The 14,829-nt window shown below is 67.8% G+C and carries 21 protein-coding genes; 8 read left to right on the forward strand and 13 right to left on the reverse strand.

From position 1 onward, the window contains the following. Window positions 1–50 precede the first annotated feature (50 nt). From NL126_RS14200 to NL126_RS14210, 3 genes are all read left to right on the forward strand, one after another. Window positions 51–305: an MTH865 family protein gene (locus NL126_RS14200; RefSeq protein ID WP_255195539.1), complete on the forward strand. Its 255-nt coding sequence runs from the start codon at window positions 51–53 to the stop codon at window positions 303–305. A gap of 55 nt (window positions 306–360) precedes the next feature. Next, entirely contained in the window at window positions 361–573 is a 213-nt protein-coding gene (locus NL126_RS14205; protein WP_255195540.1) for a hypothetical protein, read from the forward strand. Between the two features lie 71 nt (window positions 574–644). Further along, window positions 645–1,271, forward strand: coding sequence for an ArsR/SmtB family transcription factor (locus tag NL126_RS14210; protein ID WP_255195541.1), 627 nt, complete (start codon window positions 645–647; stop codon window positions 1,269–1,271). A gap of 7 nt (window positions 1,272–1,278) precedes the next feature. Here the strand turns inward: NL126_RS14210 and NL126_RS14215 are convergent, their stop codons facing one another. From NL126_RS14215 to NL126_RS14235, 5 genes are read right to left on the reverse strand one after another with little or no spacing between them, the layout of a single operon-like run. Then, entirely contained in the window at window positions 1,279–1,959 is a 681-nt protein-coding gene (locus NL126_RS14215) for a metal-dependent transcriptional regulator (RefSeq protein ID WP_255195542.1), read from the reverse strand. Window positions 1,960–1,995: 36 nt separating this feature from the next. Further along, the gene (locus tag NL126_RS14220; protein ID WP_255195543.1) at window positions 1,996–2,295 is read right to left on the reverse strand and encodes a DUF7967 family protein; all 300 of its coding nucleotides are present in this window, start codon (window positions 2,293–2,295) and stop codon (window positions 1,996–1,998) included. 58 nt (window positions 2,296–2,353) lie between these two features. Further along, entirely contained in the window at window positions 2,354–3,274 is a 921-nt protein-coding gene (locus tag NL126_RS14225) for a metal ABC transporter permease (protein WP_255198848.1), read from the reverse strand. A 50-nt stretch (window positions 3,275–3,324) separates the two neighbouring features. Continuing rightward, complete coding sequence (locus NL126_RS14230; protein WP_255195544.1) at window positions 3,325–4,068, reverse strand: metal ABC transporter ATP-binding protein; 744 nt, start codon at window positions 4,066–4,068, stop codon at window positions 3,325–3,327. Beyond that, window positions 4,065–5,126 carry a metal ABC transporter substrate-binding protein gene (locus NL126_RS14235; RefSeq protein ID WP_255195545.1) on the reverse strand — a complete coding sequence of 354 codons (1,062 nt, stop codon included), beginning with the start codon at window positions 5,124–5,126 and terminating at the stop codon, window positions 4,065–4,067. The genes NL126_RS14230 and NL126_RS14235 overlap by 4 nt, the downstream gene beginning before the upstream one ends. Before the next feature lie 138 nt (window positions 5,127–5,264). Between NL126_RS14235 and hisD the strand changes: the two genes are divergently transcribed. Together hisD and NL126_RS14245 are read left to right on the forward strand one after the other, a co-directional pair. After that, entirely contained in the window at window positions 5,265–6,536 is a 1,272-nt protein-coding gene (gene hisD / locus NL126_RS14240; RefSeq protein ID WP_255195546.1) for a histidinol dehydrogenase, read from the forward strand. Window positions 6,537–6,579: 43 nt separating this feature from the next. Continuing rightward, window positions 6,580–6,933: a HesB/IscA family protein gene (locus tag NL126_RS14245; RefSeq protein ID WP_255195547.1), complete on the forward strand. Its 354-nt coding sequence runs from the start codon at window positions 6,580–6,582 to the stop codon at window positions 6,931–6,933. A gap of 60 nt (window positions 6,934–6,993) precedes the next feature. On the opposite strand, the gene NL126_RS14250 is transcribed toward NL126_RS14245, so the two are convergent. The 7 genes from NL126_RS14250 to NL126_RS14280 form a co-directional block, all read right to left on the reverse strand. Then, the gene (locus NL126_RS14250; protein WP_255195548.1) at window positions 6,994–7,200 is read right to left on the reverse strand and encodes a dodecin; all 207 of its coding nucleotides are present in this window, start codon (window positions 7,198–7,200) and stop codon (window positions 6,994–6,996) included. A gap of 46 nt (window positions 7,201–7,246) precedes the next feature. Continuing rightward, the gene (locus NL126_RS14255) at window positions 7,247–7,945 is read right to left on the reverse strand and encodes a DUF2238 domain-containing protein (protein WP_255195549.1); all 699 of its coding nucleotides are present in this window, start codon (window positions 7,943–7,945) and stop codon (window positions 7,247–7,249) included. Then, window positions 7,942–8,592, reverse strand: a complete 651-nt coding sequence (locus NL126_RS14260; protein ID WP_255195550.1) for a hypothetical protein — start codon at window positions 8,590–8,592, stop codon at window positions 7,942–7,944. The genes NL126_RS14255 and NL126_RS14260 overlap by 4 nt, the downstream gene beginning before the upstream one ends. 25 nt (window positions 8,593–8,617) lie before the next feature. Beyond that, window positions 8,618–9,559, reverse strand: coding sequence for a metal-dependent hydrolase (locus tag NL126_RS14265; protein WP_255195551.1), 942 nt, complete (start codon window positions 9,557–9,559; stop codon window positions 8,618–8,620). Window positions 9,560–9,669: 110 nt separating this feature from the next. Beyond that, entirely contained in the window at window positions 9,670–10,203 is a 534-nt protein-coding gene (locus NL126_RS14270; protein ID WP_255195552.1) for a mechanosensitive ion channel domain-containing protein, read from the reverse strand. Between the two features lie 35 nt (window positions 10,204–10,238). Continuing rightward, complete coding sequence (locus NL126_RS14275; RefSeq protein WP_255195553.1) at window positions 10,239–10,553, reverse strand: DUF7116 family protein; 315 nt, start codon at window positions 10,551–10,553, stop codon at window positions 10,239–10,241. A 226-nt stretch (window positions 10,554–10,779) separates the two neighbouring features. Then, window positions 10,780–11,019: a DUF5816 domain-containing protein gene (locus tag NL126_RS14280; RefSeq protein WP_255198849.1), complete on the reverse strand. Its 240-nt coding sequence runs from the start codon at window positions 11,017–11,019 to the stop codon at window positions 10,780–10,782. 91 nt (window positions 11,020–11,110) lie between these two features. On the opposite strand from NL126_RS14280, the gene NL126_RS14285 reads away from it, so the two are divergent. Beyond that, window positions 11,111–12,463, forward strand: coding sequence for a bifunctional metallophosphatase/5'-nucleotidase (locus tag NL126_RS14285; protein ID WP_255195554.1), 1,353 nt, complete (start codon window positions 11,111–11,113; stop codon window positions 12,461–12,463). Window positions 12,464–12,499: 36 nt separating this feature from the next. Next, a complete protein-coding gene (locus NL126_RS14290) occupies window positions 12,500–12,904 on the forward strand; it encodes a universal stress protein (protein ID WP_255195555.1) in 405 nt (134 codons plus the stop codon). Here NL126_RS14290 and NL126_RS14295 read toward each other — a convergent pair. Beyond that, on the reverse strand, window positions 12,891–13,934 hold the full coding sequence (locus NL126_RS14295; protein ID WP_255195556.1) for a mechanosensitive ion channel family protein: 1,044 nt from the start codon (window positions 13,932–13,934) through the stop codon (window positions 12,891–12,893). The genes NL126_RS14290 and NL126_RS14295 overlap by 14 nt on opposite strands. 88 nt (window positions 13,935–14,022) lie before the next feature. Here NL126_RS14295 and NL126_RS14300 point away from each other — a divergent pair, with 88 nt between their 5' ends. Further along, entirely contained in the window at window positions 14,023–14,763 is a 741-nt protein-coding gene (locus NL126_RS14300) for a proteasome assembly chaperone family protein (protein WP_255195557.1), read from the forward strand. The last annotated feature ends 66 nt before the right edge of the window (window positions 14,764–14,829 follow it).

A 14,829-nucleotide genomic window follows, 5' to 3' on the forward strand; every position in this document is an offset into this window, starting at 1 on the left:
GTAACACCGGCAGAACGCTCAACGTGCGTACTGTGCAAGCGGTGTGTGCTATGGCAGACAAGGACGACCTCCGCCAGCAGTTCATCGACGCCTTCGAAGGCGCAGACTACCCCGTGAACAGCCCGATGGATCTCGTGCCCGCGCTCCCGAGCGGCCCGGCCACGAGCTTCGAGTCCGGCGACTTCTCGATGACCGCCATGGAGCTCAACACCAAGGGTGGCGGCAGCCAGGACTTCCCGTACGACAACGTCGAGGCCCTCGTCGACGACATCATGGAGGGCCTCGAAGAGCAGGGCCACATCTGAGCCGGTCGCGAACGCACGACACAACCCTTTTACTGCAGGTCGCGAACCGAGTAGCGTGCACCGCGATACGTTCGCGAAACTCGCGCTGGTGACGTTCGGTCTCATCCTCGTGAGCTTCGTCGTCATGGGGTTCTCGCGGATCGTCCTCCCGTACCGCACGGCGCGCCTGCTCGCTGCGCCCACGATGTCGCTTGCGGCTGTCGGCGTCGTGGTCCTCTTCGTCCAGTCGGTCCTCGCGGTCTCCGGACTCCGACCGCTCGAAGAGTGAACCGCAATAGCTCAAATTCCGGTTTGATGTACCGGAAAGGGCTTTCTGCCGGGCGACCTTTGCTCGACTCGATGGGACTGTTGCCGTCGCGCGTGTTCGCGAACCCCGACCCCGAGGCGCCCCGCGTCCTCGACATCGAGGGCGCCGATGCCGACCGAGCGTTCGAAGCCCTCTCCTCTGAGACCGCTCGCCGTATCCTCGCCGTCATCTACGAACAGCCACGCACCCCGACAGAGGTGCGCGAAGAGGTCGGCACGTCGCTCCAGAACGTCCACTACCATCTCGACAAACTCGAATCGGCGGAGCTCATCGAGCCCGCCGGCACCGGCTACTCGGAGAAGGGCAACGAGATGACCGTCTACGCCCCGCGCAACGAGGCGCTCGTGCTGTTCGCGGGCCACGACCACGACCGGTCACGACTCGAATCGCTCCTCGGGCGCGTCCTCTCGCTGTTCGTCGTGCTCGTGACCGCGACGGCCGCCGTCGCGCTCCTGACGCGTGAGCAAGCTCGGGAGGCGGGCGGACAGGCGGTCTCGCTCGCTACGGAGTCGTCGGCCGACGGTGCTGGCGGCGCGAGTGCCGCCCCCACACAGCCGGGGCTCGTCGAATCGCTCGTCGCGGAGCCGGCGTTCCTGTTCTTCCTCGGCGGGGTGCTGATGCTCGCCGCCATCACGGCGTACTGGTACGTTCGGGAGTAAATCGGGGTTACGCGGGCGCTTCTTCGGTTTCTTCAGCGGGAACCGTCTCGATGAGGCGGGCGATCTCCTCGGGAAGCGACTGCTCGCCCGTCTTCGTCCGCACCGTCACCATGCCGAACGGCGCGACGTCGAGCACCAGCAGCTCCTCGCCGGGTTCGACCCCGGCGTCGGCGAGATACCGGAGTTCCTCGTCGCCCTGATGGCGAATCCGGCGGACGATCACCCGGTCGCCCTCGCTCGCGGTGGCGAGCCGGGTGGTCTCGGCGGCGTCGGGGAGCTTGAGGTCGCGGTCGGGAATCGGGTCGCCGTGGGGGTCCGAGACGGGGTGGCCGAGCACCTCCGCGATGCGGTCGGTGAGTTCGTCCGAGACGTGGTGTTCGAGCCGGTCGGCCTCCTCGTGGACGTCCGCCCAGTCGTAGTCGAGCGCCTCGGTGAGGAACGATTCGAGCAGGCGGTGGTGTCTGAGGATCTCGAGGGCGACGACCTCTCCCTCGTCGGTGAGCGTCACGCCGCGGTACTCCTCTCGGTCGACGAGCCCGCGCTCCTCGAGCTTCTTGATCATGCTCGACACCGTGGGAGGCGTCACGTCGAGATAGTCGGCGATCTCCGAGGTCGAGACGCGCTCGCCCGTCTCGTTCTCGATGGAGTAAATGGCCTTGATGTAGTCCTCCATCACGGCGCTGAGCATCGTTGCCCTCCGTAGTATCCGGGTGAGGATAGTTCTTTACACCGCGTCGTTCGGGTCGTACTCGGCCTGCATCCGAGCGACCTCGGTCGCGAACCGCTCCCGTGTCTCCGAATCCTCGACCGTATCGAGGTTCTGTGGCTCGGCCTCGACGGCGGCTTTCGTCTCCCGGGCCGGCCCTGTGAACGACGTGAGCGCCCGTTCCTTTCGCAACACGCGGGTCCCGTCGGGTGTCGCGTACAGCAGGATGACGATGTTCTGTTCGTCGTCGGAGAACGTTCGCTCGACGAGCCAGACGCGAACCGTCTCGCCCGCCGCCGACTGTCCGTGCGTGTCCATACTGACCTATCGGTCGGCCGAACGGATAGCTGATTCGTCGAACGCGGCGTCGACACCATCAGTCGGCCGGCTCCGACACCGGGTCACGCTGTTCGGTCGCGGCGGTCGCGGCGGTCGGCCCGACCAGCCCGAGCTTGCTCACCACGACGGCGAGCAGATACACTCCCACAGCCACCAGAACTATGACGCCGCCCGCGGTCGCCTCGTAGGCGTACGAGAGCGTGATACCGACGAGCACTGCCACCTCGGCAAGGACGACCGACCAGGCGAGCGCGGCGCGGAACGACGTTGCGAGCTGGGTGGCGGCTGCGACCGGCACCACGAGCATCGCCGCGACGAGGATGACGCCCATGATCTGCATCGCGCCGACGACGACGAGCGCAGTCAGCACGACCATCATGCGGTTGTACCAGTCGACGGGGATGCCGGCAACTTCGGCGGCGACCTCGTCGAACGTGACGAACAGCAGCTGTTTGTACGTCACGACCACCGTCCCGACGATGAGACCGAACAGCGCGAGCAGGATGGCCGCGTTCTCGACCGAGACCGTCGCGAGGTTGCCGAACAGGTACTGGTTGACGCCGACAGCCAGCCCACCTGCGTTCAGCGAGATGAGGACGGTCCCGAGCGCGAACCCGGTCGACAGCACGATGGCCATCGACACGTCGTTGTAGGCGTCGGTCACCTCAGAGATGACCTCGATGAGCAGCGCCGCGAGCATCGCGACGACGATAGCGGTCAGATACGGCGAGATACCGAACCCCCCGACGGCGTTCGCGAACAGGCCGACGGCGACGCCGGCGAACGCCGTGTGTGCCAGCGCGTCGCCGATGAGCGCGAGCTGTCGATGGACGAGGAACGTCCCGATGAGCGGGGCCATCACCCCGATACAGATGCCGACCAGGAACGCCCGTTGCATGAAGCCGTACGTCAGCATCTGGATACCGAACTCGTCGGCGACCGCACCCACGAACGCCATCCACGCCTCGACGAGCACGGCGAGCTGGTCGAACGGGACCACGAGCGGCATCATCCGAGTGCCTCCGCGAACGCCGTCGGGTCGGTGCCGTAGGTCCGCGCGAGCGCGTCGCTGCCGACGAACTCCTCGGCCGGGCCGTCGAAGAACACCTTGCGGTTGAGACAGACGACGCGGTCGGCGTTCGTCGCCACCGCACCCAAATCGTGCTCGACGAGGAACACGGTGATGCCCTCCTCGTTGAGTTCGTTCACGAGGGCGTAGAACGCCTCGACGGACTCGGCGTCGACGCCGACGGTCGGCTCGTCGAGGACGAGCAGGTCCGCCTCCGCAGCGAGCGCCCGGGCGATGAACGCACGCTGTCGCTGACCGCCCGACAGCTGCGTGATTCGGCGGCTGGCGAACGCCGTCATCCCCACACGCTCGAGCGCGGCCTCGACGACTTCTCGGTCCTCGCTCCCGACGCGGCCGTAGCCCGCGTGCGCGAACCGCCCCATCGTGACGACCTCGCGGACGGTGACGGGCATCGCCTTCGCGGCGGCGGCGTGCTGGCCGACGTAGCCGATGCGGGTGCCGTCGTCGAACGCGGTCGCGGGCTGGCCGAACAGTCTGACCCCGCCGCTGTCGGGTCCGAGCAGCCCGAGCCCGAGCTTGACCAGTGTGGACTTCCCCGAGCCGTTCGGGCCGACGAGCGCGACGAACTCGCCAGACTCGACGCCGAACGTCACGTCCTCGACCACCGGGGTCGAGGTGTAGCCGAACGTGACACCGTCGTACGCGAGCACGGACTCGCTCATTCGAAGTTCCTCCACTGCTCGGCCCAGCCGTCGGGGCCGACCTCCTTCGGGAGCTTGTTCCCGAGGACGACCTCGAACGTGGGCATGTTGATGTTGTAGGCTATCTCCTCGTACCCCCACTCGTTCTCGACCCAGTCCTCGCGGACACCGGCGTACGGCGTCACGGGGAAGTACGCCTCGACGCCGGTTTCGGTGACGAGCTGCTTGGCGGGCCGGCGGGTCTCGAAGACGCCCGCCCCCACGTACTTGATGTCGTTCTCGTCGATGACCTCCTTCGCCTCCGCGATGTCGGAGGGCTTCACGTCGCCGCTGGCCGCGAGGTTCGTCACGAGCGGCCGCATCTGCACCCCGTATCGGGTGCCGATGTACTGGAAGGCGTTGTGCGCCGCCAACTGGACCACGTCACGTTCGGCCGCGTCGAAGATGGCCTGATAGTCGGCGTCGATCCGCTCCAGAACCTCGGTCTTGTACGTCTCGGCGTTCTCGCGGACCGTCTCCTCGTGGTCGGGGACGAGGTCGACGAACCCCTCGGTGATGTTGTCGACTGATTGCTTGGCGCGCTGTGGGTCGAGCCAGAAGTGGGGGTCTCTCCCGCGGTTCTTCCCGACGCCCTCCTCGTCGGGGTCGAGACTCGCCGCGAGCGACTCCAGTTTCACGCCCTCGCGGACGTTGATGAGTCGGGTGTCCGCGTTATCGTCCTCGAGCGTCTGGATGGCGCGGTCGGCCCACGGCTGGAAGTCCTCACCGACGTGGACGAACGCATCCGCCTCGATGATGCGTCGCGTGATTGACGCGTTCGGCTCCCAGCCGTGGCCGTGAAGCCCCGTGGGCACGAGGTTCTCGACGGTCAGTGGCGTTCCGGCTGCGATTTTTCGTCCGAAGTCGAAGAAACTGAAGAACGATGCGACCGCAATCGGTCCTTCGCCGTCCGACCCGGTGTCGTCGCTGGCTCCACCGAGGGCTGTACAGCCAGCGAGCCCAGCAGCACAGGCTGCGCCACCGAGTTGGAGGAGGTTGCGACGGGAGAGCCGAGCAGTCGTACGTTCGCCGTGTTGCATGTGCGCCATCACCATATGAGATTTGACGTGTCTAATCTAATCTTTGCCAAGCTCCAATTTATACGTTTGCAATTCGGCCAGCGGGGACGCAGCACACGGCATGGAAACCGTTTTTCGCGGCGCGCCCGGAGACCGGGTATGGAACTACGAGCCGTCGCGGACCTCGCGCCTGACGAGCGGACGGCGCTGTTCGAGCGGGACGCCGGGGTCGCGGACGCCCGGGACACCGCCCGGGACATCGTCGGCCGTGTCCGCGAGGAGGGCGACGTCGCGCTCCGCCAGCTCTCGAAGGAGTTCGACGACGTCGACGTGGGGAACCTCGACATCACCGACGAGGCAGAACGCGCGTACGAGCGCCTCGACGCCGACCTGCGTGACCACGTCGAGACTGCCGCGGCGAACATCGAAGCGTTCCACGAGGCGCAACTGCCCGACGACTGGCGCCGCGAGTTCGACGACCGCGAACTCGGGCGGCGCTACCGCCCCCTCGAACGGGTGGGCGCGTACGTCCCCGGGGGGACTGCCGCGTACCCCTCCAGTGCGCTGATGGGGGTCATCCCGGCGAAGGTAGCGGGCGTCGACCACGTCGCCGTCGCCACTCCCCCCGCGGCGGACCTCAACGACACGACGCTCGCTGCCATTCACGTCGCCGGCGCCGACGCCGTCTACCAGGTCGGCGGCGCACAGGCCATCGCGGCGCTCGCGTACGGCACCGAGACCGTCGCTCGCGTCCAGAAGATCGTCGGCCCCGGCAACCGGTTCGTCACCGCCGCCAAAGCAGAAGTCCGCGAGGACTGCGAGATCGACTTCCTGGCGGGTCCCTCCGAGGTGCTCGTGGTCGCGGACGACACGGCCGACCCCGAGCTCGTGGCCGCGGACCTCGTCGCCCAGGCCGAACACGACCCGAACGCATCCGTCGTCGCCGTCACGGACGACGAGGCGACGGGCGAGGCAATCGTCGAGGCGGCCCACGAGCAGGCCGCCGACCGCGACCGCCGTGAGGTCATCGAGCAGGCGTTCGAGAACGACGCCTCGGGCGTGTTCGTCGCCCGGTCGATGTCCGAGGCCGTGCTCTTCGCGGCGGAGTACGCCGCCGAACACCTCTCGATTCAGGCCGACGAGGACGAAGAACTGCTGGAGCGCATCGACGTGGGTGGCAGCGTGTTCCTCGGGCCGTTCTCCCCCGTGGCGGCGGGTGACTACGCCGCCGGCCCGAACCACGTCCTTCCCACGGGCGGGCTGGCGAAGACGCACGGCGGCCTGTCGGTCGACCACTTCCTGGTGTCCCAGACCGTCCAGCGGCTCGACCGCGACGCCCTCTCGGGCATCGCCGACACGGTCACGGCACTCGCGGAGGCCGAGGGGCTGGAAGCACACGCCGAGAGCGTCCGCAAGCGGTTCGAGGAGTAACGCTGGCGCCAACGTTTTACCGGAGTAGCCGAATCCAATACACATGAGCACCGTCGACACCTCGGACGTCGTCCGCGCCACCGAGGACGCGGCCTCGCAGGCCCTCGACCTCATGGAGGTCGAGGGGATGGACACGGAGACGGGTGGCCTCCGCCTGTTCGTCCAGCAGGGGGGCTGTGCCGGACTCTCCTACGGGATGCGCTTCGAGCACGAGCCCGAGGAGGACGACCGCATCTTCGAGCACCACGGGCTCCGCCTCATCATCGACCCGTCGAGCATGAACTACATCGAGGGCTCGGTCCTGGAGTTCGAGGGCGGCCTGCAGGGCGCGGGGTTCCACGTCCAGAACCCGAACATCGAGAGCGAGTGTGGCTGCGGCGAGTCGTTCCGGACGTAGCCGCCGCTCGCTGGTCGTCGACGCCGCCGGGGCAGTCGCCCCGGCTCGCTGCTGCGCGCGTTACTGCGCGTCCGACAGTTCGAACGCGACTTTCACTTCCGCCTGGTACTCCCGGCCGTCTACGGACGCGATTTCGACGCCCAGTTCCTCGACTTCGACCCACTTCACGTCGTCGATCGTCGCCTCCGCTCGGTCGATGGCGTCGTCGGCTGCGGCGTCGAAACTCTCCGGACTCGTCCCGATCAGGGTGATCTTCTTGAAGACCATCGCGTCCCCGGGTTGGCGGGGGTCGGTCGTAAAGCTATGCCCCGTGCTAGCTCGTGTCTGTTTCCAGTCGCGCGGCCAGCGCCCCGACCACGTCCGTGAGGTAGGCGGTGCCCCAGACGGCGACGAGTATCGCACCGAGGGTGTTGAACACGAGGTCGAGCATCGTGTCGTCGAGGCCGTACTGGGTGAGCACCGAGTCGCTACCGAGTGCGGCTGCGGCCTCGCCGATGATGAACTCTAACACCTCCCAGAACACGCCGAACGCGATCGTGACGAGCAGGATGAACACGAACATGAACTTCGGGGGGAGGCGGACGTCCTCGTTGTGGACGTCGACGGCGCGAGCCACCGAGTAGCCGACCGCAGCGACGACGCTCGCCGACAGCGCGTGGGTCATGTGGTCCCACCACCACGTGTTCTTGTAGAACGAGCCGTTGGGAACGTCGAGCCCGGCGCTCTGGAGCACGACGACGACGGGTTCGGGAAAGCCGAGGGTGCCGAGCGAGTGGAGGAACACCGCCGCCGTGATCCACAGCGTCAGGCCAGCGTCCATCGGAATCTCGTAGTCGCGTTCGAGTATCGGTGGGAGCTGCGCCACCGCGAGCGCGACGGCGGCGTTGACGACGATGCCGGTGTTGCCCCGGTCGAGCCCGATGAAGAAGATGCCGATGAGCCCGACTTCCATGAGCCACGTGAGCTGGCGCTGTCTGCGGGCGCTCACGCCGAGTCGGTCGCGGAGCCTCACGGCGTCACCTCCTCGAGCCCGGGAATGCCGTCTTCGCTGCGACGCCGTCGCCGGAAGTAGAACTCGAAGACGACGCCGGCGCCGACGCCGGCGAGGAAGGAGGCCACGAACTCGAGCATGAGTCGGCGCTCGGCGTCCGCGAGTGCCGCTTCGGAGGCGTTCACGCCCTCAGGCGGCAACAGCAGGGCCGTCCCGAGGAACACGTCGGAGCCGTAGCGGACGACGGCCCAGACGCCCGCGGCGGCCATCGTGGCGATGACAACGAACGCGACGGCGAACCGGTAGTCCATCTCGACGGGCGTCAGCAGGTCGAGTTCGACGGCGACCACGAGCGCGAGCGCCGCGACCGAGAGGTACGCCGCGACGTTCCCACGGAAGGGCGTGAACTCGACGGTGAGGACGCGCGCGACCAGCGGGAGGACCGCCAGCAACAGCACCTCCCACGGGAGCATCGCGACCGCGTCGCGGTACTTCACCGGGGGGATGAGTGCGAGCGCCGCTACAGCGACTGCGAACCCGGCCCACAACAGGTCGTTCGTCACGACGCTGGCGACGGCCACAGCCAGGACGAACAGGATCAGCGCCCACGCCAACACGGCGTTCAGTCGGGCCGCCTCGAGGACGGACCCGACCCCGGAATCTCTCATGGCCGGTCGTAGGAACGGCCCGACCTTATGTCCACAGGCCGACGTAGACGAGCGTGTAGCCGATGACCGCGACCGACACCGCGGTCAGGCCGGTCACCACCGCCCGAAGCGGGTGGCTACGGAGGTCGGCGAGCGACCGCACCTCGACCAGCGGTAGCGGGGCCGCCAGCAGCGCGCCGATGGCGAGCAGCGAGAACACGAAGTGGTACGAGACGTCGAGCGTTGGCGCCGGGAGCAACAGCGCCGCGCCGGCGAACCCGACGCCGAGGCTCGCGCGGCCCGCGAGGTAGTCGGCGGGGTCGACGCCGTCGAGCCAGAGGTAGACGCCGAGCGCGAGCCACGCCGTCGCCAGCTCCAGATACAGCGGCGCGAGGAGGTTCAGCGTCGGATCGGCGAACAGCTCGGGGCGGGTGGCGATGAGCGTCACGTCGAGCGGGTAGAGGAACGCCGGGGGTTCACCCGTCAGCAGGTCGCCGAACGGATGCGACAGCAGACCGAGCGCCGCCGCCAGCCCGACCGTCCGGGGGCGGAGCGCGAGCCGGTCACCGAGGCTCGTCAGCGCGAGGACGACAGTCCCGAACACGAGGAGGACGCCGGCAGCGACGACTCCCGAGACGGCAGCGGTGATGGCGACGGCGCCCGCCACGACGAGTATCGCGACCGCCTGCGTCGTGCGGGTGCTAAGCGCCCACGCCGTGGCCGCCACGGCCATCGCGCCCCCGACGAGCAGCGAGTGGGTCACCGCGCGGTGGACCTGGTTCCCGGTCGCCCAGAACCCCGTCGCGGCGTCGAACACGCCGTCCGCTCCGAGGAGGCCGAGGGGTGCGTACACCATGTCGGCGTCGGGTGCGAGGCCGAACGCGCCGGCCAGCAGGCCGACCGCGAGCGCCCGCTCCCGGGACCAGCCGGCGAGGTGTGCGACGGCTGCCGCTATCGCGAACGCGACGAGGCCGTGGCCCACGAACATAGCTCGTCGTAGTCGACGTGCAGATAAATATTACGCGCCGTGCGGTGTGTCAGCGTGTCGGTTCCCGGTGCGTGGGTACTCAGTCTCACCGGTTGGCACGTTGGACTGCCCTAGTCCGCGTCGTCGAGTTTCGTCCACTTCTTCTCGATTTCGGCGTTCGCCCGGACCACGGTGTCGTCCTCGACCGTGAGCCGCGTCTTTCTGAGTTCGATGGCCTTCACCGTCCCGACGGCGCCCCCGATGTCGACCTCGTCGCCGGGGTTGAAATCCGGGTCGCGAAGCAGATAGACCCCCGCGACGGCGTCGGCGATCATCCCCGAGAGCGCGTACGAAACCCCAAGCGCAAGGAAGCCGGTGGCAGTGCCGAGCGACGCGGCGATGCCCTCCAGCCCGACGATGGCGAGAAACGAGAGGACGACGCCGAACGTGAGGAACACGAGGACGATGGTCGCGAGGAACTGCCGGTAGACGGGCGATTCACCCGGTAGCGCCCGCGAGAGGGCGTACCGGACGGTGGTCATGACGAGCTTGACGCCGATGACGGCGACGACGAGGAACACGAGCCCAGCGATGAGCTCGGGGAGCGCGTCGACGACGTCCGCGACGAACGTACCCAGCGCTTCGGCAACGACGTCCTGAACCATGTGAGGGGGCTCTCACCCCTCGGTGAAAAGGCTACTCAGGGTGCGGGCAGCACGTCGGGGTCCGGATGCAGCACCTCGTAGCCGGTGTCGGTCACCGACACCACCGCCCAGTCGTAGGGCGGTGTCGACTCGTGCAGTTCACGGTGGACCCGTTGCGCCCGTTCGGCGGGCGCAACGAAACACCGAAGTGTGCCGTCCTCTCGGGCGTTCTCGGGTTCGGCAGTCGTGACGTGGACGACACGCCACTTCCGCGTCGCACGGAGCTCCTCCCCATCGCGCTCGACTTCGTATCCCAGCTCGCGGAAGATGTCTCCCGCCTCGTCGATGAGTGGTGTGCTAACAGCTCCCATTCGTCCGTAAGTTCCACGCGGGAGGGAATAACCCTTTGCACCTGTCGTGTGGGTTATGTGTCGTCTCGGTGTCGCTCGCGGGGTCGTGCGGTCGCTCCCTGACTCGCGTGTCGCTCCCCATGGTCGGTTTCGCTGGTCATGGCTCGGTTCGCTCGCCCTCGCTGTTCACGGCTCCCTTCGGTCGCCGTTCACCATACCGTGCCGCTCGCTTCGCTCGCGGCACGCGCTACTCATGCGCAGCGTCCCACTCGTCCGCCCGCTTGAAGTTCTCACAGTTGTTGCACTGTACGCGCCCCATCGAGTCCATCGCGTTCTCCGCCGTCTCGCAGTTGCCACAGAAGTAACCCCACCGTCGCTCCCGGTCGGTGTCGACGTAGACGACGAAGAACGGGGCTTTCGACCCGCGCTCTGCCTCCTCGCGGTCGACGTACAGCGTCTGCCCCGTCGGGCCTTCGAGTTCCTCCAGCGCGCTCATGCGCCGCCGTAGCCGCGTGGGCGACCAAAACCCTCCGGTTACGTCTCGACACCGTTTTTTCGCCCCCGGTCGACCACCGAGCGTGACCCTCCGACTCCTCCACTACTCGGACATCGAGAACGCCTACGACGACCCCGAGCGACTCGGGCGACTCGCCGGCACCATCGACGAGCGCCGGGACGACGACACGCTCGTGTTCGGTACCGGCGACAACACCTCTCCGGGCATCCTTCCACTCCTGACGCGCGGCGAGCAGGCGCTCGACTTCTTCGGCCGTGTCTCACCGCACGCCGACACGTTCGGCAACCACGACTTCGACTACGGCCCCGACCGCGCGCTCGACCTCGTGGACCGCGCGCCTCAGCCGTGGATTTGCGCGAACGTCGAGCGGAACGGCGGCCGATTCGGGGAGTCGGTCGACGTCCGTCCCTGGCGCGTCTTCGAGCAGAACGGCTCCCGAGTCGGCGTGTTCGGGCTCGTGACGCCGCGCACCGCCTCGATAAATCCGAACACCGGCGACGTCCGGTTCACCGACCCGATTGCCGCCGCCGAGGACGCCGTCGACGCGCTCCGCGAGTCGGGCGTCGACCACGTGGTCTGTCTCTCGCATCTCGGTACCGGCGACGAGGAACTCGCCGCCACCGTCGACGTCGACCTCGTGCTCGGCGGGCACAACCACGCCGAGCGACTCGAGCGACTCGACGACACCCTGCTCACGCGCCCCGGCGTCAACGGCGAGGTCCTCCTCGAAATCTCGCTCCCCGAACGCGAGGTGACGCGCCACGTCGTCGCCGACGGGCCGCTCGACGAGACGGTTCGCGACCGATTCGAGGCGCGCATGGCCGAGGCGGGCGTCGACGAGGTGGTCGCGCACGTCGACGAGCCGATCGAGCGCACCGAGACCGCCTGCTTCCGCGGCGAATCGCGCATCGGGAACTTCGTCGCCGACGCCTACCGCTGGTTCGCGGACGCGGACGTCGGCCTCCAGAACTCCGGCGGCATCCGCTCGGGATCGCCGCTCGACGGCGACGTGACGCTCGGCGACCTCATCAGCGTCGTCCCGTTCGACGAACCCCTTGCCGTCGCAGAGGTGACGGGCACCGAGCTCACGACCGCGTTCGCGCAGGGTGAGGGCTCGCGGCTCTCGTTCGGCGAACCCGACTGGTGGCACGCGCACGTCTCGGGCGCGACCATCGAGTACGACCGCGCGGCAAACGAACTCCGCTCGGCGACGGTCGGCGGCGACCCCATCGACCCCGACCGGCGCTACCGGGTCGCGCTCGCCGACTACCTGCTCCACTCCGACGACGAGTTCCCGGTGCTCGACGAGGCCCACCGCGTTGACACCCTGACGACGCAGTACGAGGTGCTGGCGGCGTACGCCCGTGCAGTCGGCATCGACCCGGTCGTGGAGGGGCGTATCACCCACACATAGTAACATTGACCCGGCCGGCCCCGCCAGGAGTGGATAATGACTCTCGTCGTCGTGCCGGTCCGGTACCCGCTGTCCGAACACTCGCGGGCCACGCTCCAGGAGGCGATCGATCTCGCGACTGAACACGACGCCGAGCTGACCATCCTCCACGTCAACGTCTACCAGAACGACCGTCACATCAATCGCGCACAGCTGAAACGCGCCGTCGAACGCGAATTCGGCCGGCTGGAGTATGCCCGCTACGTCGTCCGCACGGGGTTCCTCGTGGAGGAGACCATCCTCGACGAGGTCGTCGCAGAGGGTGCGGACTTCGTCGTCATCGGCCGGAAACAGGCCTCACGCTGGCGGCGGATGGTTCGTCGACTGGTCGACGACCCGGACGTCGAGGCGTTCCTCCGCCGGGAGCTCGACGCGAAAGTCGTCACCGTCAGTCTGTCGTAGCGTCGCTGTCCGGGGCCGACTCGTCGGCATCGACGCTGGCGTCTGGCGGCTCACGCCGCAGGTGCTCGGGCGGGCCGTCGGTCTCTCGCATCGCCACCTGCATCTCGCCGCTCGTCTCGTCGAAGAACAGGTGCTGGTGCGGGTAGGCGATCTCCACGTCGGCGTCCTCCAGCAGCTCCCAGAGCTTCGTCTGGACCTTCGAGCGGACGGTGAGGAGCTTGTACGGCTCGATGGCCCAGTAGCGGAGCCGGAGGTTGACGCCATGGTCGGCGAAGGTGTCGATGTAACACGTCGGCGCCGCCGGGTAGCGCGCCCCACCGATGCGGATGTCCGGGCCGCCGCCGATGACGTTGTCGACGTCGCGGGCCGCCTGCTCGATGAGCTCGCGCGCCTCCGCGATGTCGGACTCGTAGGTGACGAGCACGTCGAGTTTGAGTCGCGTCCGGGAGTCCTCGGCCGAGAAGTTCACCACGTCACGCTCGCGCATCGAGCCGTTCGGGACGATGAGGAACGTATTGTCGAGGGTGAATATCTTCGTGTAGCGGAGCGTCACGTCCTCGACGAAGCCGTAGGTGTCCTTGTCGGAGAGGTGGATCATGTCGCCCACCTCGTAGGGGCGCTCCGAGAGGACGAACAGCCCGTTGATAACCGAGCCGATGATGGGTGCGAGGATGAACCCCAGCACGGCCGAGAACACCGACAGCGAGATGACGAGGTCACTCGCCTGGAACCCGAAGAACGTCAGCGCGATGAACCCCGCGAAGATGATGATGGCGCCCTGAATCCCGCGAAGGATGGTTCGCGTGACGCTCGGTCGCCGGAACCGACGGGCGATACGCCGGCCCAGTATCTGCCGAGCGAGGCTCGACACGTAGTAGGCGACGACGATGACGATGGCCGCCGCGAAGAGCCGGTAGAACGCCGTCGGTACGAGCTCCGGGAGCCATGGTGGTGGCTGGAGCCCCGTTCCGGCCCCCCCGGTGCTCCCCGGGGGCGTCGGTGTCGGCGTCGGTGTCCCCGCTTGCGGCATATCGCGTCCGTCGCCCGCCCTGCGAAAAAGGGTTGCGTTGCCGGTGGGTGCCACACCAGCTAAGCCCCCCCGGACTGATACCAGGGGTATGTCACGAGCCGACCCCAGCTTCGCGGTGAGCCACGACGCCGACGCCTCCGAGACGCTGCTCTGTGGGTTCTCGGAGGTCGGTCTCGCTGGTCTCACCGCCGCGGACTATCTCGTCAAGCAGTTCGACCTCGAACAGACCGGCCACATCGACGTCGAACAGCTCCCGACCATCACGCCGTTCGAGAACGGAACCCCGCGGCACCACACCCGACTGTTCTCGCGTGACGACCTGGAGTTCACCGTGCTCGTCGGCGAACTTCTGGTGCCGGCGTACGCCGCCGACCCGTTCAGCGAGGCTATCCTCGAGTGGGCGGAGACGGCCAGCGTCGAGGAGATCGTCGTCGCCTCGGGCGTCCCCACCCCCCACGGTCCGGACGACCACCGGCCGTTCTACATCGCCTCACGCGACTACCAGGCGGCACACGACCTCGCAGCAGCCGACGTGAAGCCGATGTCCGGTGGCTTCCTCGACGGCATCAACAGCGCCATCACGGCCCGTGGGATGAGCTCGCCGCTCCAGACGTGTGTGTTCACCACGCCGGCCCATCCCCAGACGCCGGACGCCGAAGCCGCCCTGCGGCTCCTCGGTGCGATAGACCGCGTGTACGACCTCGGCCTCGACACGGGTCCGATGGAGACGTTCGCCAGCAAGATCTCTCGCTACTACGAGGAACTGGCAGACCGGATGGCCGCACAGGAGACCGCGGACCGTATGCCCGAAGATCGGATGTACATGTAACCGCACGTCCGCCGCGTCGACCGACCGTCCCCCTCGGTACGCCGCCGTGTGGTACCGCTCGGAGAC

It is taken from the genome of Halorarius litoreus (assembly GCF_024362405.1).
In the GTDB taxonomy this organism is placed as follows: domain Archaea; phylum Halobacteriota; class Halobacteria; order Halobacteriales; family Haloarculaceae; genus Halorarius; species Halorarius litoreus.

Excerpts from the sequence above, each read along its gene's own strand:
- NL126_RS14200 (WP_255195539.1), top strand. The coding sequence starts at position 51 with ATGGCAGACAAGGACGACCTCCGCCAGCAGTTCATCGACGCCTTCGAA.
- NL126_RS14210 (WP_255195541.1), top strand. The coding sequence starts at position 645 with ATGGGACTGTTGCCGTCGCGCGTGTTCGCGAACCCCGACCCCGAGGCG.
- NL126_RS14215 (WP_255195542.1), bottom strand. The coding sequence starts at position 1,959 with ATGCTCAGCGCCGTGATGGAGGACTACATCAAGGCCATTTACTCCATC.
- NL126_RS14220 (WP_255195543.1), bottom strand. The coding sequence starts at position 2,295 with ATGGACACGCACGGACAGTCGGCGGCGGGCGAGACGGTTCGCGTCTGG.
- NL126_RS14225 (WP_255198848.1), bottom strand. The coding sequence starts at position 3,274 with ATGGCGTTCGTGGGTGCGGTCGCCGACGAGTTCGGTATCCAGATGCTG.
- NL126_RS14230 (WP_255195544.1), bottom strand. The coding sequence starts at position 4,068 with ATGAGCGAGTCCGTGCTCGCGTACGACGGTGTCACGTTCGGCTACACC.
- NL126_RS14235 (WP_255195545.1), bottom strand. The coding sequence starts at position 5,126 with ATGCAACACGGCGAACGTACGACTGCTCGGCTCTCCCGTCGCAACCTC.
- hisD (WP_255195546.1), top strand. The coding sequence starts at position 5,265 with ATGGAACTACGAGCCGTCGCGGACCTCGCGCCTGACGAGCGGACGGCG.
- NL126_RS14245 (WP_255195547.1), top strand. The coding sequence starts at position 6,580 with ATGAGCACCGTCGACACCTCGGACGTCGTCCGCGCCACCGAGGACGCG.
- NL126_RS14250 (WP_255195548.1), bottom strand. The coding sequence starts at position 7,200 with ATGGTCTTCAAGAAGATCACCCTGATCGGGACGAGTCCGGAGAGTTTC.
- NL126_RS14260 (WP_255195550.1), bottom strand. The coding sequence starts at position 8,592 with ATGAGAGATTCCGGGGTCGGGTCCGTCCTCGAGGCGGCCCGACTGAAC.
- NL126_RS14265 (WP_255195551.1), bottom strand. The coding sequence starts at position 9,559 with ATGTTCGTGGGCCACGGCCTCGTCGCGTTCGCGATAGCGGCAGCCGTC.
- NL126_RS14270 (WP_255195552.1), bottom strand. The coding sequence starts at position 10,203 with ATGGTTCAGGACGTCGTTGCCGAAGCGCTGGGTACGTTCGTCGCGGAC.
- NL126_RS14275 (WP_255195553.1), bottom strand. The coding sequence starts at position 10,553 with ATGGGAGCTGTTAGCACACCACTCATCGACGAGGCGGGAGACATCTTC.
- NL126_RS14290 (WP_255195555.1), top strand. The coding sequence starts at position 12,500 with ATGACTCTCGTCGTCGTGCCGGTCCGGTACCCGCTGTCCGAACACTCG.
- NL126_RS14295 (WP_255195556.1), bottom strand. The coding sequence starts at position 13,934 with ATGCCGCAAGCGGGGACACCGACGCCGACACCGACGCCCCCGGGGAGC.
- NL126_RS14300 (WP_255195557.1), top strand. The coding sequence starts at position 14,023 with ATGTCACGAGCCGACCCCAGCTTCGCGGTGAGCCACGACGCCGACGCC.